Below are 24,424 nucleotides of genomic sequence, written 5' to 3'. Positions count from 1 at the left end.
GCTCCATCGCGAACAGCGCTTGCGCTGGCCCGAAGGGGAATAACCCAGTGACTTGGGGGCTCGGTGTAGCGCGCCGCACCGAGTGTTCGGATGTCTCTGGTTTCGCCCCCTCGGGCGAGTCCCTTTTGTCAAACGGTGGAAGGCCACCCCCGCAAAAAGGAACCAAAAAGGCTTGCCCCGACATACGGGCCCGACAGAGTCGGGCTACCCTCGCGAATTCCCCCGCCACGGAGGCCCGCCCCGAGGGTACGTCCCTGTAGCCCGCGGGGCTCTCGCGACATCCATGTCGCATGACCTCCTGAGCGGGGCTTCGCTCGGCCTTCTGAAGGGGCGTTCCGGAGTGCGCGGATGTTTCTCTGGAAATCCTTACGGCGTTATCCGCCGAATCGCGGACGGAGTCCGCTCCTACGGTTACAGGGAAGCACGGGCGTAGGAGCAACTGTCTGCGCCGAGGCGTTTTTCGTAGGATGGGTTGAGCTTGCGAAACCCATGCGGTTGCGCTGATGGGTATGGCTCCGCTCAACGCCATCCTACGAAAAGCCATGCTCGCTCATGCGGTAGGAGCGGACTTTGTCCGCGATTGGATTCTCCGGCCTCGCCGGACGCCCCGGTGGCGCGCTAATAGAGCAAGCGCCTTCAATCCATTGCGACGGCTGACCCACCCCCATCGCCCCGCTTGCGTATAATGCCCGGCTCGAAACGGAGTCCCCCATGCTCGACCAGGCCCAGCGCATCCTCAAAGACGTATTCGGCTACGACGCCTTCCGTGGCAACCAGGCGCGCATCATCGAACGCGTGGCCAGCGGCGGCGACGCCCTGGTGCTGATGCCCACCGGCGGCGGCAAGTCGCTGTGCTTCCAGGTCCCGGCGCTGCTGCGCGAGGGCCTGACCGTGGTGGTCTCGCCGCTGATCGCGCTGATGGAGGACCAGGTCGCCACCCTCGACGAGCTGGGCGTGCCGGTCGCGGCGCTGAATTCCTCGCTCAGCCCCGAGGCGCAGCGGGACATCGCCGCGCGCCTGCAGCGCGGCGAGATCAAGCTGCTCTACCTCGCCCCCGAGCGCCTGGTGCAGCCGCGCATGCTGGACTTCCTGCAGCGCCTGAACGTCGGCCTGTTCGCCATCGACGAGGCGCACTGCGTGTCGCAGTGGGGCCATGACTTCCGCCCGGAATACCTGCAGCTGGGCCAGCTCGCCGAGCTGTTCCCGGACGTGCCGCGCATCGCCCTGACCGCCACCGCGGACATGCGCACCCGCGAGGAAATGATCCAGCGCCTGCACCTGCAGAACGCCGAGCAGTTCCTCTCCAGCTTCGACCGGCCGAACATCTTCTACCGCATCGTGCCCAAGGAACAGCCGCGCAAGCAGCTGCTGGGCTTCCTCGCCGAACGCCGCGGCGACGCCGGCATCGTCTACTGCCTGTCGCGCAAGAAGGTCGAGGAGGTCGCCGAGTTCCTCTCCAACCAGGGCTTCCCGGCGCTGCCGTACCACGCCGGGCTGTCCAACGAACTGCGCGCCTTCCACCAGAAGCGCTTCCTCAACGAGGAAGGCCTGATCATGGTGGCGACCATCGCTTTCGGCATGGGCATCGACAAGCCCAACGTGCGCTTCGTCGCCCACCTCGACCTGCCCAAGAGCCTGGAGGCCTACTACCAGGAAACCGGCCGCGCCGGCCGCGACGGCCTGCCGGCGGACGCCTGGATGGCCTACGGCCTGCAGGACGTATTGCTACTGCGGCAGATGATGCAGAACTCCGAGGGCGACGAGCGCCACAAGCGCGTCGAACGGCACAAGCTCGAAGCCATGCTGGCGCTGTGCGAGGAGACCCGCTGCCGGCGCCAGGCGCTGCTGGCCTACTTCGACGAGGTGATGCCCAACCCTTGCGGGCATTGCGACATCTGCGTCGATGGGGTGGAAACCTGGGACGCCACCGAACCCGCGCGCCAAGCCCTGTCGGCGATCTACCGCAGCGGCCAGCGCTATGGCGTCGGCCATCTGGTGGACATCCTCCTCGGCAAGGAGACCGAGAAGGTACGCAGCGTCGGGCACCAGCACCTGGCGGTGTTCGGCATCGGCAAGGCGCGCGGCGAGGAGGAATGGCGCACGCTGTTCCGCCAACTGGTCGCCCGTGGCTTCGCCGACGTGGACGTCGACGGCTTCAACGGCCTGCGCCTGACCGAAGCCTGCCGCCCGCTGCTGCGTGGCGAGGAGACCCTGGCCCTGCGCCGCGATCCCAAGCCGCAGCGCAGCAAGTCCCCGTCCTCCGGCGGCGCCAGCCCGGCCAGCCAGCTGGTGCGCCAGGAAGAGCGCGAGATGTGGGAAGCGCTGCGCACCCTGCGGCGCAAGCTGGCGCAGGAGCATTCGGTGCCGCCCTACGTCATCTTCCCCGACGCCACCCTGCTGGAAATGCTGCGCAGCCAGCCGACCACGCTCACCGCCATGGCCCAGGTCAGCGGCGTCGGCGCGCGCAAGCTGGAGCGCTACGGCCAGGCCTTCCTCGACGTGCTCACCGAATCCGAGGCGGCGCCCGCCACGCCGGCGCCGGTGGTCGACCTGCGCCACGAACTGGTCAGCCTGGCCCGCGCCGGCATGACCCCGGCGCAGATCGCCCGCCAGCTCGACTGCAGCGAGAAAAACGTCTACAGCCTGCTGGCCGAGGCCATCGCCGCGCAGCAACTGAGCCTGGAACAGGCCCTGGACCTGCCCGAGGAGCTGCTGGCCGAAGTGCAGGACGCCTTCCTCGAAGAGGACGGCGAGCTGCCGCCGGTAGCGGCCCTGGCCGAGCGCTTCGAGGGCCGCGTGCCGCAGGGCGTGCTGCATTGCGTGCGCGCCGCGCTGCAGGCCGAGCTGGAAGTCTGAGACCGGCGCCGGCCATGCTGGCGCTTTGATGGCTGACAGAAAAGTGGCGTTTCGAGGCGACAAACTTGTGACGCGCTTCGCAACGGGCTAAGGTGTGCCCAAGACCTCCACCAGAAGAGGCGGACGTGCCACAACATGCCTGGCTCGACGACGTGCGCGCCAACCCCTATGCCGAACAGCTCGCCCGCGGTTTCCGCCGCCTGCGCTTCGACGCGCCCGTGGAAGGCGAGTACCGCGCCTACCTGCTGGAAGACAACTTCGCCCTCAAGTGCAGCGCCCTCGGCTTCGCCGTGCTGGCCTGGCTGGCGCTGGCGGCCATCGACCTGCTGCTGATCCCGGGGCCGGAGCACTGGAGCATGCTCGCCGTGCGCGCCGCGGTGCTGGTGCTGCTGGTTGTCTGCGGCGGGCTGATCCTGCAGCGGCGCTTCGTGCGCCTGGTGGTGCCGCTGAGCCTCGCCTGCATCCTCGCCGTGGGCATCGGCGCCGCCGTGGTGGTGGGCATCGCCCACCGCGTCGACCCCGGCTACCCCTACGAAGGCCTGCTGCTGGTCAGCATGGCCGCCTACTTCCTGGTCGGCCTGCGCTTCTCCGAGGCGCTGGGCTCGGCCTCGCTGATCCTCCTCGCCTACCTGGGCTGCGAGCTCTACGCCGGCCTGGCGCCGGCCAAGCTGCTGAACAACCTGGTGTTCCTGCTGCTGGGCAACCTGGTCGGCGCGGTGGGCTGCTACCTGCTGGAGTACAAGTCCCGCGAGCACTTCCTGGTCAGCCGGCTGATGCGCCAGATGGCCGACCACGACGCCCTCACCGGCCTGCACAACCGGCGCAGCTTCGACCGCCAGCTGGAGCGCCTGTGGCGCCAGGCCCAGCGCGATGGCACGCCGCTGTCGCTGCTGCTCTGCGACGTCGACCACTTCAAGGCCTACAACGACCGCTACGGCCACCAGGCCGGCGACGAGGTGCTGCGCCGCATAGGCAAGGCCCTGGCGGCCAGCGCGCGGCGGCCGCTGGACATGGCCGTGCGCCTGGGCGGCGAGGAGTTCGCCGTGCTGCTCTATGGCACCGACCTGGACGAGGCCCGGCACCGCGCCGAGGTGTTGCGCCAGGCGGTGCAGGGCCTGGGCATCAGCCACGAGGGTTCGAGCACCGCCGCGGAGGTGACGCTGTCCATCGGCGTTTCCTGCCTGAAGCCCGACATGCCTTTGGCCCTGCAGGCGATCTACGCCCATGCCGACCGCGCCCTCTACGAGGCCAAGGCGTTCGGCCGCAACCAGGTGGTGGCCTGACCCATTCGGTCCCCCGTCCTGGCGCCGCCGGTGACTGCGCCCGCTGGCACGCCGGTGCTAGGATGCCGCCGACCCCGCAGCCGAGCGCCCGCCATGCAGCGACTGATCCAGGCCAACGGCCAGCCCCACTACGGGGTGTTCGCCGATACCCCGCAGGACGTCAACCACCGCGACTTCGACTACCGCTCGCCCATGGGACGCAAGCTGGGCGCGCTGAGCAAGTGGCGCAACTTCCACCAGTTCCAGTACTTCGGCCTGATCAGCCCGCAACTGATCGGCGGCTGCGCCCTGGCCGAACTGAGCCTGGTGGCCGTCGGCTTCGTCTACCTCTACGAGCCGCGCAGCGGGCGCATGCTCGAACGTCGCTTCAAATGCCCGCTGGGCCTGGGCACGCGCTTCTCGCAGCGCCCGGACGACGGCGCCTGCGAACTGCGCCAGGGGCGCAACCGGCTGCGCCTGGAGAACTCTGCCGGGCCGCTGCGCAAGCGCCTGCTGGTGGAACTGGACGACGGCACGCGCATCGACGCCTGTTTCGACGAGACTGAGCCGGCCTTCCAGCCCATGAGCCTGTGCACGCCCGCGGCGGTGAACGGCTGGGTATACGCACGCAAGGTCGCCGGGGTGCGCTGCGCGGGCCAGGTGCGCAGCACCCTGGGCGACTTCGACCTGCGCGCCATCGACGCCTTCGCCCACCACGACTGGTCGGCCGGCTACATGCGCCGCGAGACCTTCTGGAACTGGGCCTGCCTGTCCGGCGAGGCGCAGGGGAGGCGGGTGGGGTTGAACCTGTCGTGCGGCGTCAACGAGACCAGCTTCACCGAGAACTGCTTCTGGCTCGACGGCGAGCTGTGCAAGGTCGACAGCGTGCGTTTCGAGTTCGACCGCGACCGGGAGCTGGGCCCCTGGCGCATCCGCTCCTTCGATGGCCAGGTGGACCTCACCTTCGAGGCCCACGGCCTGCATCGCGAACGCCTGAACCTGGGCCTGCTGGCGAGCAACTTCAAGCAGATCTTCGGGCGCTTCCGCGGCGAGCTGCGCCCCCATGGCCGCGCGTCGCTGGTCATCGACGACCTCTGGGGCTTCGTCGAGGACCAGTACGCCAAATGGTGAACGGGTAAAGCCCTGCGACAAAATGTCATTGTACGGGCTTGATTAGCCGACTAATAATTAGCCAAATCAATTAGCCTGAAACTGCTGCAGCACAATGACAGATAAAGACAAGCACTACTTCGGCACCCAACTGGCCCAGGCCTCGCGTGCATGGCGCGCCGAACTCGACCGCCGCCTCAGCCACCTGGGGCTTTCCCAGGCCCGTTGGCTGGTGCTCTTGCACCTGGCGCGCAATTCCGGCATCCCCACCCAGCGCGAGCTCGCGCAATCGGTCGGCGTCGAGGGCCCGACCCTCGCGCGCCTGCTCGACGGCCTCGAATCCCAGGGCCTGGTGCGCCGCCAGGCGGTGGCCGAGGACCGCCGCGCCAAGCGCATCTGCCTGACGCCCAAGGCCGACGTGCTGATCGCCGACATCGAGAACATCGCCGCCAGCGTACGCAATGACGTATTGGCCGGCATCGATGAGTCGGACATAGCAATCTGTCAGAAAATCCTCTCTCGCATCCTCTCCAATCTGGAAAAGAACTGAGCGATTCTTCACACTTTTTCGAGTAGAATTGCCAAACTTCTGACGGCTCCTACGGGGGCCGTCATCCGTTCGGAGTGGTACCCAGACCTTTCGCCGGGTTTCCGACGAATTGTCTTGACCTAGACGGGGCCTGCGCCTAATCGTGATGGCAATGAGCCTTTATGGCGTTGCCGGGCCAACCCACGTCCCGGATGGGCGTCTATATTGCATGGACAGCACGACCGATCGCACAGCGAGGTCAAGGATGGCCTGCAGACCTGGACACAACTGGGATGGGACCTATGGCTCGACTCACTCGCTTGCCGCTGGCAATGGCCGTACTCTCGGCTCTCATGACTTCCCAGGCCCACGCGCTGGGGCTCGGGGACATCACCGTGCATTCGGCGCTGAACCAGCCGCTGGATGCGGAGATCGAGCTGCTGCAGCCCGGTGACCTGAGCAGTGACGAGCTCATCGCCCGCCTGGCCGACATGGCGACCTTCGAGCGCATGGGCGTGGACCGCACGACCTTCCTGCAGAACCTGCGCTTCACTCCGGTGATCCGTAACGGCCGCGGCTACATCCGTGTGGTTTCCACCCAGCCGGTGCACGAGCCCTACCTGAATTTCCTCCTCGAACTGGAGCGCCCCAACGGCCGCCTGCTGCGCGAGTACACGCTGCTGATCGACCCGCCGGGCTACGCCGGCGGCAGCTATGCCCAGAGCGCTCCCACGCGCGGCGCCGACAGCGGCCCGGCGGCCAGCCGCCCGGCCAAGCGCAGTGCGGCGGCGCGCCCGGCACCCGTTCCGAGCGCGCCCATCGCTGCGGGCGAGGGGCGCTACACCACCGCCGCGGGCGACACCCTGTGGAGCATCTCCGGGCGCCTGGGCGCCAAGGGCGCCGCCCGCCAGGAACTGATGACCCAGCTGCAGCAACTGAACCCGCAGGCGTTCATCGGCGGCAACCCGCACCGCCTGCGCCTCGGCTACCAACTGGTGCTGCCCGCCGGCCAGGCAACGCCTGCGGCTGCCACGAACACCGCTGCCGCCGCCGCGCCTGCCGTGCCGGCGCCGAGCGAGGCGACGGTGGCGCAGGCCCAGGGGCAACTGGCCGACATGACCGCCGAGCGCGAGCGTCTGAACCAGCGCATGGACACCCTGCAACAGCAGCTCGACACCCTGCAGAAGGCCCTGGAAAGCCGCGACCAGCAGGTGCAGAGCCTGCAGGCCGAGCTGGCCCGCCGCCAGGCCGAGCAAGCGGCCGCGCCGGCCAGCGCTCCGCTGCCTGAAGCCGCGCCTGCGGCACCCGTGGCTGCACCGGCTGCCGCGCCCGCGCCGACGGCGGAAGCCGCCAAGCCGGCGCCTCAGGCGCCTGTCGCGCAGGACGAAGAAAGAGTTTCCCTGAGCCGCTACTGGCCGTGGGCCGCCCTGGCAGCCCTGGTGCTGGCCCTGGGCCTGGTCTACAACCGCCGGCGCAAGCCCAGCGGCGACGAGCCGCCCCAGGCGCAGTCCGAGGCCGCCAGCCTGCCGCCGCTGGCGCCGGCCGGCCCGGCAGCGCCGGCCAAGCCGGTGGTGGCTTCCGCCGTCGCGCCCCTGGCCAGCGCCAACGAAGCCTCCCTGGCACGGCTGCCGGCAGCCAGCAGCGACAGCCTGGAGGGGGCGAACATCTACATCGCCTACGGCCGCTTCGGCCAGGCCCGCGACATGCTGGTCAAGTCCGTCGCCGCCGAACCGCAGCGCCGCGACCTGCGTCTGAAACTGTTGCTGGTGCTCGCCGAGCTCGGCGACCTGGCCGCCTTCCACGAGCAGGAGCGGGCGTTGCAGGCGATGGGCGGCGACCAGAAGCAGATCGACCAGCTCAAGGCCCGCTACCCCGCCATGCTCGAACGCGAAGACGAGCAGGCCATCGGCGACGGCCTCGGCGAATGGGAAGGCCTGGAGCTCGGCGACGTCGGCGAGCACCCCGCGCCGGCACAGCCGCCGCTGAGCGACGCCGGCGACCTGAATCTGGGCGAGCTGTCCCTGGACCTGGACTGGAACAGCCTGGACGCCTTCGATTCGCCCAAGGGCTCGCCGGCCAAGGGCGGCAAGGACGACACCGACGATCTGCTGAAGGACTTCCGCAGCAACCTGCGCGAACTGCCCGAGGTCACCGAGTTCGACCTGGACGACGAGCAGGCCGGCGCCTTCGGCCTGCCGAGCCGTTCCGGCGGCGAACAGGACAAGCTGCTGGCCAGCCTCGACCAGGCCCGCGCCTGCATCGACCGCGGCGACCTCGACGAGGCCTACCGGATCCTCGAACAAGTGCTGCAGAAGGGCGACAAGCAGGAACAGGAAGAGGCCCGCGAGCTGTTGGCGCGGATTGCCTGAAGCATCCCCGGTTTACCCGGAGCCCGGCCTTGTGCCGGGCTTTTTGTTGCCTGAAGCCGGGGAGACTTGGTGTTGGGCTTTCCCCTCACCCCAGCCCTCTCCCGGAGGGAGAGGGGGCAGTACGTGCCGGCTGGGAGTGAGGTTTCAGCCGGAGAATCCTTACTCTCCGGCTAACTCCAATCTCCCCGAGCACGCCGAACGGTCCCCTCTCCCTCCGGGAGAGGGTTAGGGGGCTGCGGTAGGCGCAACTGTCTTGCAGGTCACGCCGGAGGGCTCTTCGTAGGAGCGAGCTTGCTCGCGAACAGACTCCGCTGCGGGGCTCATTCGCGAGCAAGCTCGCTCCTACGAGAAGCCGTGCCCGCCCGTACGGTAGGAGCGGATCTCATCCGCGAATCGCGCCGGGATGTCCGGCTATCGCGGACAAGGTCCGCTCCTACAGGGGAAGGAATACCGTGCCTCCCGGCGACCTGTAGGAGCGGGCCCTGCCCGCGATATCGCGCGCAGGGCGCGCTCCTACACCACCGCACACCCCGTAGGATGGGGTGAGCGAAGCGATACCCATCACCGTGGCCGCATGGGTTTCGCAGGCTCAACCCATCCTACGAAGAGCGCGCTGGCGCAGTCGGCAAGACCGTTGCTTCTACACCCGCGCCCGACCGTAGGGCGAATAACCGTTCGCGGTTATCCGCCGCCAGCCGGAGCAGGGCTTCCTCAGAAATTCCGCCCCAGGTTCAGGTACACCGCATGCTCGTCGGCATCGTTCAACCCGTAGCTGAACGACAGCGGCCCCAGCGGCGTCTCGAAGCCGAGCATGATGCTCATGGCGTTGATGTAGCCGGTGTCGTAGCTGTTGTCGTTGTTCCACACCCGCCCGCGCTCCAGGCTGCCGCCGAGGTAGAAGGGGAAGTCCAGGGGCAGGAACGAGCGTTCGGTCATGCGCCGGTAGTAGATCACCCGGCCGAGGCTGTAGTTCTGCCCGGCCAGGGCGTCCTGGCGGAAGCCAGAGAGTTCGCGCGCGCCGCCGAGCAGGAAGCTCGACACCACCACGTCGGCGTCGTCCAGGGTGCGCCCGTAGCCGCCGCCGAGCACCCAGGTGTTCGGCCCGCTGCTCAGCGCCTTGTCCAGGCGCAGTTCCCACTGGCGGTAGCGGTCGTCGTCGCCCAGCGACGGCGTGTGCTCGCGGTAGCCGGCCTGGATGTCCTCGCCCTCGCGGGGGAAGTCGACGTTGTCCATGGTGTCGAAGGAGTACTTCAGCTCGGCGTAGCCTTCGTTGAAATGGAAGTCCGGCAGGTCCCGCTGGCCCACGCGCACGTCGGCCTTGCCGAAGGCCTGGGCCACGCCCAGGCGGATCTCGCCGTTGTTGGCGATCTGCCGGCCGAGGTTGAGGCCGTAGCCGTAGCGCTCCAGGCGGTATTCGGCGATGGGGTCGTCGTTGTCGGTGGCCTCGACGTTGCGCGCCTCGTTGAACAGGTAGGGCGCCACGAAGTAGCGCGAGCCGGCGTCCAGCGGCTGGTAGAACTCGCTGTAGAGCTCCTGCTGGTCACCGATCTGCAGGCGCGTCAGCCATTCCGCGCCGAGGCGGTTGATGCCGTTGACGCGGTAGCTGGCGCCGACGTTGAAGGTGCTGTCGCCGCGCAAGTCGTCCGACAGGTTCAGGCCCAGGCGCAGGTAGTCGGTGCCGCTGCGCTTGCCCAGGGCATGGATGACCAGAGCGTTGCCGTCCTTCTCGCGGACCACGCGGTACTGCACCTGGTCGAAGTAGTCCAGGCCGTAGAGGGTGCTCATGTCGCTCTGCAGGCGCTCCAGGTCCAGCGGCTGGCCCAGCGGCTGGCGGATGTAGTGGCGGATCACCTCGTCGCCGACTTTGGAGTCGTTCTCCACGCGGATACTGCCGATCACCGGGGTGCGCTCGTCCGGCGTGCGCGCCTCGGCCAGGGCCACGGCCTCCTGGTCGCGGGGTTTGCGCAGGGCCGCCAGGCGCGTGGCGAGGATGCTGGTGGCGCGGTAGCCGGCGTCGATCAGCTGCGGCACGCGGCCGAAGTCGGTGGAGCTGTAGCCGCTGAGCGGCGGCTGGATGAGCACGTCGTCGGGCTTCAGGGTGGCCAGCTGCGCCTCGGAGTTCTTGCGCGTCATCAGGGTGACCGACTGGTTGAGCATGTCGACCACGGTGGTCAGTTGCTTGCGTTCGAGCAGCGGGTTGCCGATGTCGACCACGATGACCACGTCGACGCCCATCCTGCGCGCCACGTCCACCGGGATGTTGTCGACCATGCCGCCGTCCACCAGCAGCTTGCCGTCGACCTCCACCGGGGCGAACACCGCCGGGATCGACATGCTGGCGCGGATCGCCTGGGGCAGGTGGCCACGGTCGAACACCACCTTCTCGCCGGTGGCGATGTCGGTGGCCACGGCGCGGAAGGGGATGGCCAGCTTGTCGAAGTCGCGGGTGCCGCTGGTGTGCACCAGCAGGCTCTCCAGGAGCATGGTCAGGTTCTGCCCCTGGATGGCGCCCAGGGGCAGGCCGAGAGAGCCGTCGTCGCGGAAGCTGAGCTTCTGCTTGACCAGGAAGTCGCGGTCGTCCTGCTTGCGCCGGAAGGGCACGTCCACCCGCGGCGGCGAGTCGGACAGCGCCTGCTGCCAGTCCAGGCCGAGGGCGATGCGCTCCAGTTCCTTGGGCGTGTAGCCGGCGGCATAGAGCCCGCCGACCACCGCGCCCATGCTGGTCCCGGCGATGGCGTCGATGTGAATGCCCTGTTCGTCCAGGGCCTTGAGCACGCCGATGTGGGCCAGGCCGCGGGCGGCGCCGCCGGACAGCACCAGGCCGATCTTCGGCGGGTGCCCGGCGGCGAGGGTGGACAGCGGAAGGAGCAGCAGCAGGGCGAACAGCAGGCGGCGCATGGGGCGGGGTCCGATCGGGCTTCCAGGCGGCTATTATAGGCATCCCAGAGCAGGAGCCCGGTCGCCATGAGCCAGCCCAGAGCGGAAATCGTCATCACCTATTGCACCCAGTGCCAGTGGCTGCTGCGCGCCGCCTGGCTGGCCCAGGAACTGCTCAGCACCTTCGCCGACGACCTCGCCCGGGTGAGCCTGGAGCCCGGCACCGGCGGGGTGTTCCGCATCACCTGCGACGGCGAGCAGATCTGGGAGCGCAAGGTCGACGGCGGCTTCCCCGAGGCCAAGGTGCTCAAGCAGCGGGTGCGCGACCGCATCGACCCGCAGCGCGACCTGGGGCACAACGACCGGCCGTGAGTCGGGTATTTCGTTAGCGAGCTATCTTTTCCTGCCTTATATCAAAGGCCGCCGGCGATGCGCGCAATAGCCTGTGGGCAATCCATTCTCCCCAGGGGAGTGTTCCCACATGAGCATCATCGTCACCGGGGCGGCCGGCTTCATCGGCAGCAATCTCGTCAAGGCACTGAACCGGCGTGGTGAAACCGAAATCATCGCGGTCGACGACCTGACCGAGGGCGACAAGGTCCGCAACCTCGCCGACTGCGACATCGCCGACTACCTGGACAAGCGCGACTTCGTCGAACGCTACGCCCGCGGCGGTTTCGGCGTGGTCCGCGCGCTGTTCCACCAGGGCGCCTGCTCCAGCACCCTGGAAGGCGACGGCCGCTACCTGATGGACAACAACTACCGCTACAGCTGCGACCTGCTGGAGGCCAGCCTGAAACTGGGCGTGCCCTTCCTCTATGCCTCCTCGGCGGCGGTCTACGGCGGCGGGCGCGACTTCCGCGAGCTGCGCGAGTACGAGCGGCCGCTGAACGCCTACGGCTACTCCAAGTTCCTCTTCGACCAGCGCGTGCGCCGCGCCTTGCCGCAGGCGCACAGCCAGGTCGTCGGGCTGCGCTACTTCAACGTCTACGGCCCGCGCGAACAGCACAAGGGACGCATGGCCTCGGTGGCCTTCCACTGCTTCGAGCAGTTCCGCGCCAGCGGCAAGGTGCAACTGTTCGGCGAATACGGCGACTACCCGGCCGGCGGCCACCTGCGCGACTTCGTCTCGGTGGAGGACGTGGCGCGGGTCAACCTGCACTTCCTCGACAACCCCGGGCGCAGCGGCATCTTCAATCTCGGCAGCGGCCGCGCCCAGCCGTTCAACGACGTGGCCCTGGCAGTGATCAACAGCCTGCGCGCGCAGCAGGACCAACAGCCGCTGGACCTGCAGCAGGCCATCGCCCAGGGACTACTGGAATACGTCGAATTCCCCGACAGCCTGCGCGGCAAGTACCAGTGCTACACCTGCGCCGACATCGCCTTCCTCCGCGAGGCCGGCTACCGCGCGCCGATGCTGGGCGTGGAGGAGGGGGTGGAGCGTTATTGCCGGTGGTTGCTGGACCAGGCCTGATTCAGGCGAATTCGTCGATCAGCAACTGCGCCGGCACCGACAGGCTGGCGCCCTTGCGAGTGACCACTTCGTAGGGTTCGCTGCGCGTCTTCACGTTCAGCGCCAGGCGGGTGATGAGCCCTGCATCCAGGCCCACGCGCGCCACGTCCACCGGCATCAGCGCCACCAGCGCCTCGTCCTCCAGCAGCAGGCTCAGGGTGGTGAAAGTGGACGAGGTCTCGACGGGGTAGGGCGGGAAAGGCAGCCCGGCTTCGCGGAATTCCCGCTCCAGCAGCAGGCGCATCGGCATGTTCACCGGGAACACCACCCAGCGGTAGGCGGCCACGTCGGCCAGCTCCAGCGAATCCGCCCCGGCCAGCGGGTGGCGCGGGTTGGCCACCAGGGCCAGGCCTTCCTGTTCCAGGGCCCGGCATTCGTAGTTGTCCGGCCGCCGGCTGACGCTGGTGCGGCAGATGGCCAGGTCCAGGCGGCCCTGGTCGAGCAGGCTGAGCAGGCGCGCGCTGGTGTCCTCGACTATTTCCACCGACAGCTCCGGCTGTTTGTGCCGCAGCCGCGCCAGGCCCTCCACCAGCATGGGCACGGCGCCCATGATCACCCCCACCGAGAGCCGCCCGCCGTGGCCCTGGAGGATGCCCAGCATTTCCTCGCGCAGGTGCGCCAGGTCGGTGTGGATCAGCCGCGCGTAGCGGATCACGCAGCGTCCCAGGTCGTTCGGCTGCAGGCCCTTGGGCGTGCGCTCGAAAAGCGTCGCGCCGAGGGTCGACTCGATTTCGTGCAGCGCCTTGGTGGCGCCGGGCTGGGTGATGGCCACCGCTTCGGCGGCCTTGTGCAGCGAGCCGTGTTCGTCGAGGGCGATCAGCAGGCGCAGCTGCTTCAGGCGCAGGCGCGAGGCGATGGTGGTCAGCGAGGGCAGCATGGGGGATAAGGAAAAGTTATCGCTCAATCAGCAGCTCTCATTAGGCAGCATTTGCCCGCGAATTTACAGTGGCTCCCACGAGGTTCCTGCGCAGGGCCGTTGGACGATAACAATGCGAGCCGAATCATGAGACTGATCCAATTCCTCACCGACCAGGGCTGCCGCCGGGTCGGCGTCGTCGAAGGCCAGCAGGTCGAGACCCTGCGCGACTGCTCCAGCACCCGCGAACTGGCCCTGGCGGCGATCCGCGCCGACCGCAGCCTGGTCGACGAAGTGCTGGCGCGCGGCAGCGAGCCTTGCGCCGAGACCTACGCCCAACTGCTGGAGGCCGGCCGTGTACTGCCGCCGCTGGACCACGAGGACCCCGCCCACTGCCTGATCAGCGGCACCGGGCTGACCCACCTGGGCAGCGCTTCCACCCGCGACAAGATGCACCAGCAGAAGGACGAGGACGACAGCGCCCTCACCGACACCATGCGCATCTTCCGCTGGGGCATCGAGGGTGGCCGTCCGGCACCCGGCTCGGTGGGCGTGCAGCCGGAATGGTTCTACAAGGGCGACGGCAGCATCGTGGTGCCGCCCGGCGGCGCCTTCCGCGTCCCCGAATTCGCCGAGGATGCCGGCGAGGAGCCCGAACTCACCGGCCTCTACGTGATCGGCGACGATGGCCGGCCGTACCGCCTGGGCTTCGCCCTGGGCAACGAGTTCTCCGACCACGTGATGGAGCGCCGCAACTACCTGTACCTGGCGCACTCCAAGCTGCGCAGCTGCTCCTACGGGCCCGAGCTGCGGGTCGGCGAGTTGCCGCGCCATCTCGAAGGCCGCAGCCGTATCCTGCGCGACGGCCAGGTCGTCTGGGAAAAGGCCTTCCTCTCCGGCGAGGACAACATGTGCCACAGCCTGGAGAACCTGGAGTACCACCACTTCAAGTACGCCCAGTTCCTCCGCCCCGGCGATGTGCACGTGCACTTCTTCGGTACTGCCACGCTGTCCTTCGCCGACGGGGTTCGCACCCGGGCGGGCGACCGCTTCGAGATCAGCCTGGCCGAGTTCGGCGAGCCGCTGGTCAATGCCATCGAGCAGGTCGAGCCGGTGTTCGCCGCCGGCGGCGTCGTCCCGCTCTGAGCGACGCGCGGAGCCCCGGCCGGGCTCCGCCGCCGCGCTACGTCCACCCGCACGGCCATGGCCGCGCGGGTGCCCATAACAAACATAAGAAAGAGACGGCCATGAAAACCACCAACGCCCAGACGTTGTACGCCGATGTCGCTCCCGCCCGCGTGGCCCAGGCCACCACGGTGCGCTGGCGGATCTTCCTGCTCCTGCTGCTGCTCGCGGCGATCAACTACATCGACCGCGCCTCGCTGTCGGTGGCGCTGCCGCTGATCTCCCAGGAATTCAACCTGACCCCGGCCCTGGAAGGCCTGCTGCTCAGCTCGTTCTTCTGGTCCTACGCGCTGATGCAGATTCCCGCCGGCATGCTCCTGGACCGCTTCCAGGCGCGCAACATCGTCGGCATCGCCACCGTCGCCTGGGGCAGCTTCCAGGCCCTGGGCGCGGCCTCGCACAACTGGATACTGCTGCTGGCCACGCGCATCGGCCTGGGCGTCGCCGAGTCGCCGATCATGCCCGCCGGGGCCAAGCTCAACGGCGCCTGGCTGACGCCCAACGAGCGCGGCCGCGGCGCCACCCTGGTGGACGGCGGCGCACCGCTGGGCACCGCCCTGGGCGCGATCATCATCGCCGGGCTGATTTCCTGGTTCGGCTCCTGGCGCACCGCCTTCGTCATCGCCGGCATCGGCACCGTGGTGGTCGGCCTCTGGGCCTGGTGGTACATCCGCAACAACCCCGCCGAACATCCCGGGGTGAACGAGGAAGAACTGCGGCACATCCGCGAGGCCAACGAGGCCGCTGCCCGCGAGCATGGCCAGGGCCGCAAGGCGGTGCTGCGCGAGATGCTCCGCGACCGCTCGGTGCTGGCCATGATCTGCGGGTACATGTGCTACAACAGCGTGTTCTACGGCCTGATGACCTGGATGCCGAGCTACCTGCACCAGGCCCACGGCCTCGACATCAAGGCCATGGGCGGGGCGACCTTCCTGATCTTCATGTGCGGCTTCGTCGGCGAACTGGTCGGCGGCTGGCTGGCCGACAAGTGGAAGGCCGCCGGCGGCGCGCCGAACCGGGTGATGCGCAGCATGTTCGCCGGCTCGGCCATGATCGCCTCGCTGTGCATCCTGCTGGTGGCCTACACCGCCGATGCCGCCGGGGTCATCGCGCTGCTCTGCGTCGCGCTCTTCTTCATCCGCTGGTGCGGCATGTACTGGTGCCTGCCGGCGATCCTCGGCGGCAAGTCGCGCGCCGGCGTGCTGGGCGGCAGCATGAACTTCGGCGGCAACATGGTCGGGGTGATAGTGCCGATCCTCATCGGCCTGATCGTGCAGTTCACCGGCTCCTACTTCCTGGCCCTGATCTTCTTCGTCGTGATGGCCCTCGGCCTGGTGCTGTTCTCCAGCCTGATCGACTACCGTGAGCGCGGGCTGGCCTGAGCCGGCCCGTCGATGTGAGGTTGCTGTAATGGAACTGATAAGCAGAACCGGCGGGCCAAGCACCGCCAACGCCGTGATCCGCCTGAACCCGCTGGACGACGTGCTGATCGCCCGCCTGGCCCTGCCCGCCGGCCTTGAGCTGGCAGGGGAGGGGCTGAAGCTGCGCGAGGCGATCCCCGCCGGGCACAAGGTCGCCACCCGGCGCATCGAGGCGGGCCAGCCGCTGCGCCGCTACGGCCAGATCATCGGCTTCGCCAGCCGGACGATCGAGGCCGGCGAACACGTCCACGTGCACAACCTGGCCATGGGCGACTTCGCCCGCGACTACGCCTTCGGCGTCGATGCCGTGGCCGCAGCGCCGTTGCGTGAAGAGAGCTTCCTCGGCATCCGTCGCGCCGATGGCCGCGTCGCCACGCGCAACTACATCGGCATCCTCACCTCGGTGAACTGCTCGGCCACGGTGGCGCGGGCCATCGCCGACCACTTCCGCCGCGACATCAACCCCGCCGCGCTGGCCGACTACCCCAACGTCGACGGCGTGGTGGCCCTGACCCACGGCGTGGGCTGCGCCGTCGACCCGGGCGGCGAGGCCCTGGCCATGCTGCGCCGGACCCTCGGCGGCTATGCGATACACCCGAACTTCGCCGCGGTGCTGATGATCGGCCTGGGCTGCGAGACCAACCAGATTCCCGACCTGCTGGCGGCCCAGGGGCTGAGCAGCGGCGAGCAGCTGCGCACCTTCACCATCCAGGACAGCGGCGGCACGGCGAAGACCGTGGCCAGCGGCATCGAGCAGGTGAAGAGCCTGCTGCCCATGGCCAACCGCGTGCAACGCGAGCCGGTCAGCGCGCGCTACCTGACCGTGGGCCTGCAGTGCGGCGGCTCCGACGGCTACTCGGGCATCACCGCCAACCCGGCGCTGGGCAACGCGGTGGACCGCCTGGTGAGTGCCGGCGGCACCGCCATCCTCTCGGAAACCCCGGAGATCTACGGCGCCGAACACCTGCTGACGCGCCGCGCGGTGAGCCGCGAAGTGGGCGAGAAGCTGATCGCCCGCATCCGCTGGTGGGAAGCCTACTGCGAACGCATGGGCGCGGAGCTGAACAACAACCCCTCGGCCGGCAACAAGGCCGGCGGCCTGACCACCATCCTGGAGAAGTCCCTGGGCGCGGTGGCCAAGGCCGGCTCCAGCAACCTGGTGGACGTCTACGAATACGCCGAGCAGGTGCGCGCCCACGGCCTGGTGTTCATGGACACCCCCGGCTACGACCCGATCTCCGCCACCGGCCAGGTCGCCGGCGGCGCCAACCTGATCGCCTTCACCACCGGGCGTGGCTCGGCCTACGGTTGCGCGCCCTCGCCGTCGATCAAGCTGGCCACCAACTCGCGCCTGTGGGAGCGCCAGGAGGAGGACATGGACGTCAACTGCGGCGGCATCGCCGACGGCTCCACCAGCATCGAGGAACGCGGCGAGCACATCTTCCGCCTGATGCTGCGCATCGCTTCCGGCGAACGCAGCAAGAGCGAACTGCACGGATACGGCCAGAACGAATTCGTGCCCTGGCAGATCGGCGCCATCACCTGATCCGCCGTCACCGACGGGCGCCCACCCGCGCCCGCCGGCCTCTTCCCAGCGGGCATCACGCCCCACTTCTCACGCCCTCCGGGGCCGCGCCAGGCTCACGAGGCCTGGCAATCTTTTGCAGGAGACCAGCATGTTCGGACACAACTTCATCGGCGGCGCACGCACCGCCCAGGGCAACCTGACCCTGCAAAGCCTCGACGCCGGCACCGGCGAGGCGCTGCCCTACAGCTTCCACCAGGCCACCCCGGAAGAGGTGGACGCCGCCGCGCTCGCCGCCGAAGCGGCCTTCCCGGCCTACCGCGCGCTGCCCGACGCGCGCCGCGCCGAATTCCTCGACGCCATCGCCGCCGATCTGGATGCCCTGGGCGAGGACTTCATCGCCATCGTCTGCCGCGAGACCGCCTTGCCGGCGGCGCGTATCCAGGGCGAGCGCGCTCGCACCAGCAACCAGCTGCGCCTGTTCGCCCAGGTGCTGCGCCGCGGCGACTACCACGGCGCGCGCATCGACCGCGCGCTGCCGGAACGCCAGCCGCTGCCGCGTCCGGACCTGCGCCAGTGCCGCATCGGCGTCGGCCCGGTGGCGGTGTTCGGCGCCAGCAACTTCCCGCTGGCGTTCTCCACCGCCGGCGGCGACACCGCAGCGGCGCTGGCCGCCGGTTGCCCGGTGGTGTTCAAGGCCCACAGCGGACACATGGCGACCGCCGAGCACGTCGCTTCGGCCATCGTCCGCGCAGCGCAGGCCACCGGCATGCCGGCCGGAGTGTTCAACATGATCTACGGCGGCGGCGTCGGCGAACAGTTGGTCAAGCACCCGGCGATCCAGGCCGTCGGCTTCACCGGCTCGCTCAAGGGCGGCCGCGCGCTGTGCGACCTGGCCGCGGCCCGGCCGCAGCCGATCCCGGTGTTCGCCGAGATGAGCAGCATCAACCCGGTGCTGGCGCTGCCGGCGGCGTTGGCGGCGCGCGGCGAGCAGGTGGCAGCGGACCTGGCCGCTTCGGTGGTGCTGGGCTGCGGGCAGTTCTGCACCAACCCCGGCCTGGTGATCGGCATCGCCTCGGCCGAGTTCTCCGCCTTCGTCGCCAGCCTCGCCGGGCGCATGGCCGACCAGCCGGCGCAGACCATGCTCAACGCCGGCACCCTGAAGAGCTACGAACGCGGCATCGCCGCCCTGCACGCGCACCCCGGCATCCGCCACCTGGCCGGCCAGCCGCAGCAGGGCCGCCAGGCATTGCCACAGCTGTTCCAGGCCGACGCGCGCCTGCTGATAGAGGGGGATGAACTGCTGCAGGAGGAGGTCTTCGGCCCGGTCACCGTGGTCGTCGAAGTGGCCGATGCCGCCGAACTGCAGCGTGCTCTGCAGGGGCTGCGCGGCCAGCTCACCGCAACCCTGATAGCCGAGCCGGAGGACCTCTCGCGCTTCGCCGCCCTGGTGCCCCTGCTCGAACGCAAGGCCGGGCGCCTGCTGCTCAACGGCTACCCGACCGGCGTGGAAGTCTGCGACGCCATGGTCCACGGCGGCCCCTATCCGGCCACCTCGGACGCCCGCGGCACCTCGGTGGGCACCCTGGCCATCGACCGCTTCCTGCGCCCGGTGTGCTACCAGAACTACCCCGACGCACTGCTACCCCCCGCCCTCAAGGACGCCAACCCGCTGGGCATCACCCGCCTGGTGGATGGTGTCGCCAGCCGCGAGCCCCTCTAGCCGCCCCGCCATCGGCTGCATCGCCCGCGCCGGCGGGCGATGTATCGGTTGTTTTACCCAGTCTTTACCAAGCGCTGACAACCGACAGGCCCCGGACGAGCGATGATAGGCACCATGAAAGGCGGGCGCTTGGGCGCCCGTGTCCGGAGGTGCAATCAAGATGTCGTCGCAAGCTGTGCTCAAGTCGATCGCCGCTGTCCTGGCCCTGAGCCTGTCGGCCGCCGCCGTGGCCGGGCCGCCCGGTTATGGTCCCGGCCCGGGGCATGGCTGGGGGCCGGGCCCCGGGCATGGCCACGGCCTGCCGGATTACGCACGGTCGCTGTGGATCGGTAGCGCGCTCTATTTCGTCGCCGCGGGCACCTACTACCTGTGGAACGCCGACCGCCGCGAATACGTGGTGGTGGAGCCGCCGCCGGCGGTGCAGCAGGCTCCGGCGGGGGTGAGCTACGACGTGATCGCCTACCCGGCGCGCGGGCAGACGCCCGACCAGCAGAGCCGTGACCGCTACGAGTGCCACACCTGGGCCGTGGGCCAGAGCGGCTTCGACCCGGCCGCGGCCAGCCAGGCGCCGGTGCCGGGCGTGGCGGATACCTACCGGCGGGCGCTGGGTGCCTGCCTGAATGGGCGAGGCTACAGCATCAACTGAAACAACCGGCCCCGGGCCGGACCGAACAGGCCGCTTCGCAGGCAATCGTGCGGTGAGTCCTTGGCAATCCCTCCCCAGGGCAAGGAGTCGGGTTACGCATGCTGCGGGGCGGCCTTCTTATTTTTCCCGACGCTATTGGAGCGGAATCATGCCCTCACCCCAGCCCTCTCCCGGAGGGAGAGGGGGCCGTTCGGAGCGGGGCTGAGTCCGGAGCCATCCTGAAACGTCTACGGCGTATTCGCCGAATCGCGGACAGAGTCCTGCACCTTCCGGCAGTGCCCCGCAGGATGGCGTTGAGCGAAGCGATACCCATCGCCATGGTCCGATGGGTATCGCAGGCTCAACCCATCCTACGAAAAGCGCCCCGGTGCGCTGGGCAAGACAGTTGCTCCTACAGCTCCAGGGAAGCACGGGCGTAGGAGCGGACTCCGTCCGCGATTGGATTCACCGGCCACGCCGGACGTCCCGGCAACACAGGCTAAGCCGCACTCCGCGCACTGAGAAAGGTGGCGAAGATGATCAGCGCGCCACCGGCCAGCATCCGCAGGCTCGGCTGCTCGCCGAACAGTACGGCGGCGAAGGCAATGCCGTAGACCGGCTCCAGGGCGAAGATCACCGCCGCGGTGCGCGCCTTGATCAGCTGCAGGCTGGCGACGAACAGGCTGTGCGCCACGCCCGTGCACAGTACCCCCAGCAGCACCAGCCACAACCAGTCCAGCGCCCGCACCGCGGGCAGTTCGAACAGCGCCAGCGGCGCCAGGCAGAGGACGATGGTGAGGTTCTGCGCGAAGGCCGAGAGGATCGGGTCCAGCCCGCGAACGCTGGCGCGGTTGGCCAGCGACAGCAGGGCGAACAGCAGGCCCGAGACTATGCCCCAGAACAGCCCGGCGGTGGCGCCCTGGCTGAAGTCCAGGTTCGGCGTCACCAGCACCAGGCCCAGGCACACCAGCCCCACCACCAGGTACTCGGCGCGGCGGATGCGTTCGCGGAACAGCAGCCCTTCCAGCAGCACGGTGAAGGCCGGGAAGCTGGCGAAACCCAGGGTGGCCACGGCGACGTTGCCCACCTTCACCGCGAGGAAGAAGGTCAGCCAGTGCGCGCACAGCAGCAGCCCGCTGCCGGCCAGCGCGGCGGCCTGGCGCAGGCTTGGCCGCGGTTGCGCCGCCAGGTGCCCGGCGAAGGCGCCGCCCAGCGCCGCCAGGCCGAACAGCGCGCGGCCGAAGACGATCACCAGCGGGGCGGCGAGGATGAGTTTGCCGAAGATGCCGCTCAGGCCGAACATCAGGGCGCCTACGTGCAGGCCGATCAGGGCCGAGCGGGGTGTCAGTCGGGGAACGCGCATTGCTTCTCTATCTATCGCAGGATCGCAGGTGCTCGATGGGCCAGTCGCCCGGCGGTGAAAGGCCTCAGGCCAGGCGCGCGCCGTTGGGCAGCGGCTTGTCGAAGCCGGCCAGCACCACTTTGTCGTCGCTGTCGTAGACGCCGGTGACCAGCACTTCCGAGCGCACCCCGGCGATGGACTTGGGGGCGAAGTTGCAGACGCACAGGACCTGGCGGCCGAGCAGTTCGTCGAGGGAATAGTGCGCGGTGATCTGCGCGCTGGAGGTCTTCAGCCCCAGCGGGCCGAGGTCGACCTGCAGGATGTACGCCGGCTTGCGCGCCTTGCTGTTGGGTTCGGCGTGGACGATGGTGCCCACGCGCAGTTCGACGCGCTCGAAATCCTGCCACTCGATGGTCTCTGCCGACATCGCCGATCTCCTCAGTTCATCTTCTCAATGATGGAGCGGCAGTCTAGGGCGTGGCAGGGCGTTTGTCTGTCGCGCGGCTAGCGGGAATTGTCGCGCGCCTCGCGGCGGATCTGCCGCGGCGTGCTGCCGAACTGGCGGACCAGGGCGGCGGTGAAGGCGCTCTGCGAGGCATAGCCGACCCGCGCGGCGATCTCTCCCACCGCCAGGTGCGTGGCGCAGAGCAGTTCGCGGCCCAGTTGCAGGCGGCGCTGGCGCACGTAGTCCATGGGCGTCTGTCCGGTCTCGGCGAGGAAGCGGGCGTGGAAGCGCGCCGCCGACAGCCCGGCCAGACGCGCCAGGTCGGCGACCTGCAGCGGGTGCCCGGCGTGGCGCTCGACGTAGGCGTCCAGGCTGGCCAGCGGCAGGCGCGACGGCTCCTCGGCGGCGTGCATGCCGGCCAGGCTGGCGAGCAGCAGCAGGGCGCCCTGGCGGGCGATCACCGGGTCCTGCAGGGGGCTGGCGGCCAGCCAGTGCACCAGTTGCCCCTGGGCCGGGTTCAGGGCCAGGGCGGCGGGGCGTTCCAGCAGGCGGCGGATGCTCTGCGCGTGCTCGCCCAGGCCGCGCAGCAGCAGGTCCTCGTCTTCCAGGTCGAACACCAGGCACTGGCTGCCGCCGGGGGCGGCGCAGGCGTGGTGCGTGCCGCGCGGCACCACCGCGAAGTGCTGGCGGGTGACGCGGCTGCCCAGGCCGCCGACCTCGAATTCCAGGTCGCCGGACAGCCCCAGGACCAGTTGCGCGTGGTCGTGGCTGTGGGCGAGGTGCTCGTGGCTGTAGCGGCGCAGGGAGAGGATCTGACTCATGGCGGGCTCCGGGGGCAGGCCCACAGTCTAGCGCGGCGCAGGCTGTCACGGGACTGTCGCGCGGCTGTCACGCGCGGGTCACCGCCGGGCCGGAAAATCGACTAAACCCCGCCGGAGGCCGCCCATGACCAGCGCCCAACGCCTGATGCCGACCAAGAAACAACGGGTGCGCACCCTGTGGATATCCGACGTCCACCTAGGCACGCGCGACTGCCAGGCCGAGCACCTGGCGGGCTTCCTCAAGCGCTACCACGCCGAGCGCATCTACCTGGTGGGCGACATCATCGACGGCTGGAAGCTGCGCGGCGGCATCTACTGGCCGCAGGCGCACACCAACGTGATCCGCCGCCTGCTGACCATGAGCAAGCGCGGCACCGAGGTGATCTACGTCACCGGCAACCACGACGAGTTCCTGCGCCGCTATTCCACGCTGCTGCTGGGCAACATCCGCCTGGTCGACGAGATCGAGCACACCACCGCCGACGGCCGCCGCCTGCTGGTGATCCACGGCGACCAGTTCGACGTCATCACCCGCTACCACCGCTGGCTGGCGTTCCTCGGCGACTCGGCCTACGAGTTCACCCTGACCCTCAACCGCTGGCTGAACCACTGGCGCAGCCGCTACGGCTATGGCTACTGGTCGCTTTCGGCGTACCTGAAGCACAAGGTGAAGACCGCGGTGAACTTCATCAGCGACTTCGAGGAGGCGATCGCCCACGAAGTCCACAAGCGTGGGCTGAACGGCGTGGTTTGCGGGCATATCCACCACGCGGAGATCCGCCGGATCGGCGAGGTGGAGTACCTCAACTGCGGCGACTGGGTGGAGTCCTGCACGGCGCTGATCGAGCACTAGGACGGTAGCATCCAGCTCTACCGCCTGGCCGAGGAGCAGCTCCAGGGCGCCAGCGAGGCCATCGTCGCCGAGCCGGCGGTATGAGGCTGCTGATCGTCAGCGACGCCTGGGCGCCGCAGGTGAACGGCGTGGTGACCAGCCTGCGCGCGCTGGTCGCCGAACTGGAAGCGATGGGGCACCAGGTACGCCTGCTGTCGCCGGCCGAGTTCCGCAGCCGGCCCTGCCCTAGCTACCCGGAAATCCCCCTGGCCTGGGACCTGTGGAAGGTCGGCCCGGCCATCGAGGCCTTCGCCCCGGACTGCGTGCACCTGGCCACCGAGGGCCCGTTGGGCTGGGCCGCGCGGCGCTGGCTGTTGCGCCGCGGCCTGGCCTTCACTACGGCGATCCACACGCGCTTCCCGGAATACCTGAACAACCGCTGGCCCTGGCTGCCGCTGTCCTTCGGCTATGCCATGCTGCGCCGCTTTCACGCGCCCAGCGCAGCAGTGCTGGTGAGCAGCGAGCGCATGCGCGGCGCCTTCACCGACTGGGGCGTGCAGGCCTTGGAACTGTGGCGCAAGGGTGTGGATACCACGCAATTCCAGGCGGGAACGGGACCCGCCGAGGGCCCGGTGTTCCTCTATGTCGGGCGCCTGGCGCCGGAGAAGAATCTGGAAGCCTTCCTCGACCTGGACCTGCCCGGGCTCAAGCGGGTGGTGGGCGACGGCCCGTCACGCGGCGAGCTGCAGGCGCGTTATCCCCAGGTGGAATTCCTCGGCTACCGCCATGGCGAGGCCCTGGCCGAGGCCTATCGCGGGGCCAGTGTGCTGGTGTTCCCTTCGCGCACCGACACCCTCGGCCTGGTGATGTACGAGGCCCTGGCCTGCGGCACGCCGGTGGCTGCCTTCCCGGTGCCGGGCCCGCTGGACGTGCTGGAGGAGGGCGTCACCGGGGCCATCGATCCCGACCTGGGCAAGGCCTGCCTGCGCGCCCTGGCGCTGGACCGCCAGGCCTGCGCCGAGTGGGCCGCCGGGCAGTCCTGGCGGCTCTCGGCGCAACAGTTCCTGGCCCTGCAGCGGCCGCTCGGCGAGCCGGGCGGGGTGGTCGAGGCCGAGGTCCTGGCCGACTGAGGC

Annotated in this window: 18 protein-coding genes and 1 pseudogene; 14 read left to right on the top strand and 5 right to left on the bottom strand. The window is 69.2% G+C overall.

The genetic code is table 11. The features are described from left to right. The first annotated feature begins 711 nt into the window (after nt 1-711). The 5 genes from recQ (at nt 712) to BM060_RS03400 (ending at nt 8,126) form a co-directional block, all read left to right on the top strand. Nucleotides 712-2,856 (top strand): DNA helicase RecQ, encoded by a 2,145-nt coding sequence (gene recQ, locus BM060_RS03420; protein WP_074977296.1) that lies wholly within the window; start codon nt 712-714, stop codon nt 2,854-2,856. Nucleotides 2,857-2,981: 125 nt separating this feature from the next. Beyond that, complete coding sequence (locus tag BM060_RS03415; protein WP_074977294.1) at nt 2,982-4,139, top strand: GGDEF domain-containing protein; 1,158 nt, start codon at nt 2,982-2,984, stop codon at nt 4,137-4,139. Between the two features lie 93 nt (nt 4,140-4,232). Further along, a complete protein-coding gene (locus BM060_RS03410; RefSeq protein WP_074977293.1) occupies nt 4,233-5,249 on the top strand; it encodes a DUF2804 domain-containing protein in 1,017 nt (338 codons plus the stop codon). A 94-nt stretch (nt 5,250-5,343) separates the two neighbouring features. Then, nucleotides 5,344-5,778 carry a transcriptional regulator SlyA gene (gene slyA, locus BM060_RS03405; protein WP_009620445.1) on the top strand — a complete coding sequence of 145 codons (435 nt, stop codon included), beginning with the start codon at nt 5,344-5,346 and terminating at the stop codon, nt 5,776-5,778. Between the two features lie 281 nt (nt 5,779-6,059). Further along, nucleotides 6,060-8,126 (top strand): motility hub landmark protein FimV, encoded by a 2,067-nt coding sequence (locus BM060_RS03400; RefSeq protein ID WP_074977291.1) that lies wholly within the window; start codon nt 6,060-6,062, stop codon nt 8,124-8,126. A 711-nt stretch (nt 8,127-8,837) separates the two neighbouring features. Here BM060_RS03400 and BM060_RS03395 read toward each other — a convergent pair. Further along, nucleotides 8,838-11,024: a patatin-like phospholipase family protein gene (locus BM060_RS03395; protein ID WP_074977289.1), complete on the bottom strand. Its 2,187-nt coding sequence runs from the start codon at nt 11,022-11,024 to the stop codon at nt 8,838-8,840. A gap of 66 nt (nt 11,025-11,090) precedes the next feature. Here BM060_RS03395 and BM060_RS03390 point away from each other — a divergent pair, with 66 nt between their 5' ends. Together BM060_RS03390 and rfaD are read left to right on the top strand one after the other, a co-directional pair. Next, on the top strand, nt 11,091-11,375 hold the full coding sequence (locus BM060_RS03390; protein WP_074977287.1) for an Rdx family protein: 285 nt from the start codon (nt 11,091-11,093) through the stop codon (nt 11,373-11,375). A 109-nt stretch (nt 11,376-11,484) separates the two neighbouring features. Further along, a complete protein-coding gene (gene rfaD, locus BM060_RS03385) occupies nt 11,485-12,477 on the top strand; it encodes an ADP-glyceromanno-heptose 6-epimerase (protein ID WP_074977285.1) in 993 nt (330 codons plus the stop codon). Between the two features lies 1 nt (nt 12,478). Here rfaD and BM060_RS03380 read toward each other — a convergent pair whose 3' ends face one another. Further along, nucleotides 12,479-13,393, bottom strand: a complete 915-nt coding sequence (locus BM060_RS03380) for a LysR family transcriptional regulator (protein WP_074977283.1) — start codon at nt 13,391-13,393, stop codon at nt 12,479-12,481. Nucleotides 13,394-13,519: 126 nt separating this feature from the next. On the opposite strand from BM060_RS03380, the gene araD1 reads away from it, so the two are divergent. The 5 genes from araD1 to BM060_RS03355 all read left to right on the top strand — a co-directional run bounded on the left by araD1 (nt 13,520) and on the right by BM060_RS03355 (nt 19,872). Then, on the top strand, nt 13,520-14,518 hold the full coding sequence (gene araD1, locus BM060_RS03375; RefSeq protein WP_074977281.1) for an AraD1 family protein: 999 nt from the start codon (nt 13,520-13,522) through the stop codon (nt 14,516-14,518). Between the two features lie 101 nt (nt 14,519-14,619). After that, entirely contained in the window at nt 14,620-15,939 is a 1,320-nt protein-coding gene (locus BM060_RS03370) for an MFS transporter (RefSeq protein ID WP_074977279.1), read from the top strand. 28 nt (nt 15,940-15,967) lie between these two features. After that, entirely contained in the window at nt 15,968-17,524 is a 1,557-nt protein-coding gene (locus BM060_RS03365) for a UxaA family hydrolase (RefSeq protein WP_074977277.1), read from the top strand. A 130-nt stretch (nt 17,525-17,654) separates the two neighbouring features. After that, nucleotides 17,655-19,226: an aldehyde dehydrogenase (NADP(+)) gene (locus BM060_RS03360; RefSeq protein ID WP_074977275.1), complete on the top strand. Its 1,572-nt coding sequence runs from the start codon at nt 17,655-17,657 to the stop codon at nt 19,224-19,226. Nucleotides 19,227-19,386: 160 nt separating this feature from the next. Beyond that, nucleotides 19,387-19,872 carry a hypothetical protein gene (locus BM060_RS03355; RefSeq protein WP_074977273.1) on the top strand — a complete coding sequence of 162 codons (486 nt, stop codon included), beginning with the start codon at nt 19,387-19,389 and terminating at the stop codon, nt 19,870-19,872. A gap of 478 nt (nt 19,873-20,350) precedes the next feature. Here BM060_RS03355 and BM060_RS03350 read toward each other — a convergent pair whose 3' ends face one another. The 3 genes from BM060_RS03350 to BM060_RS03340 form a co-directional block, all read right to left on the bottom strand. Then, the gene (locus BM060_RS03350) at nt 20,351-21,214 is read right to left on the bottom strand and encodes a DMT family transporter (RefSeq protein WP_083426718.1); all 864 of its coding nucleotides are present in this window, start codon (nt 21,212-21,214) and stop codon (nt 20,351-20,353) included. Nucleotides 21,215-21,278: 64 nt separating this feature from the next. Beyond that, on the bottom strand, nt 21,279-21,620 hold the full coding sequence (locus BM060_RS03345) for a tRNA-binding protein (RefSeq protein WP_009620426.1): 342 nt from the start codon (nt 21,618-21,620) through the stop codon (nt 21,279-21,281). A 77-nt stretch (nt 21,621-21,697) separates the two neighbouring features. Next, a complete protein-coding gene (locus BM060_RS03340) occupies nt 21,698-22,459 on the bottom strand; it encodes a helix-turn-helix transcriptional regulator (RefSeq protein ID WP_074977271.1) in 762 nt (253 codons plus the stop codon). 124 nt (nt 22,460-22,583) lie between these two features. Between BM060_RS03340 and BM060_RS03335 the strand changes: the two are divergent. Then, nucleotides 22,584-23,396, top strand: a pseudogene (locus BM060_RS03335) (UDP-2,3-diacylglucosamine diphosphatase). Beyond that, nucleotides 23,393-24,421 carry a glycosyltransferase family 4 protein gene (locus tag BM060_RS03330; protein ID WP_074977269.1) on the top strand — a complete coding sequence of 343 codons (1,029 nt, stop codon included), beginning with the start codon at nt 23,393-23,395 and terminating at the stop codon, nt 24,419-24,421. The pseudogene BM060_RS03335 and the gene BM060_RS03330 overlap by 4 nt, the downstream one beginning before the upstream one ends. The last annotated feature ends 3 nt before the right edge of the window (nt 24,422-24,424 follow it).

The sequence above is a fragment of the Pseudomonas citronellolis genome, from assembly GCF_900112375.1.
GTDB lineage: Bacteria > Pseudomonadota > Gammaproteobacteria > Pseudomonadales > Pseudomonadaceae > Pseudomonas > Pseudomonas citronellolis.
The sequence above is the reverse complement of the archived record's forward strand: the minus strand, read 5'-3'. Positions and strand labels throughout refer to the sequence as shown.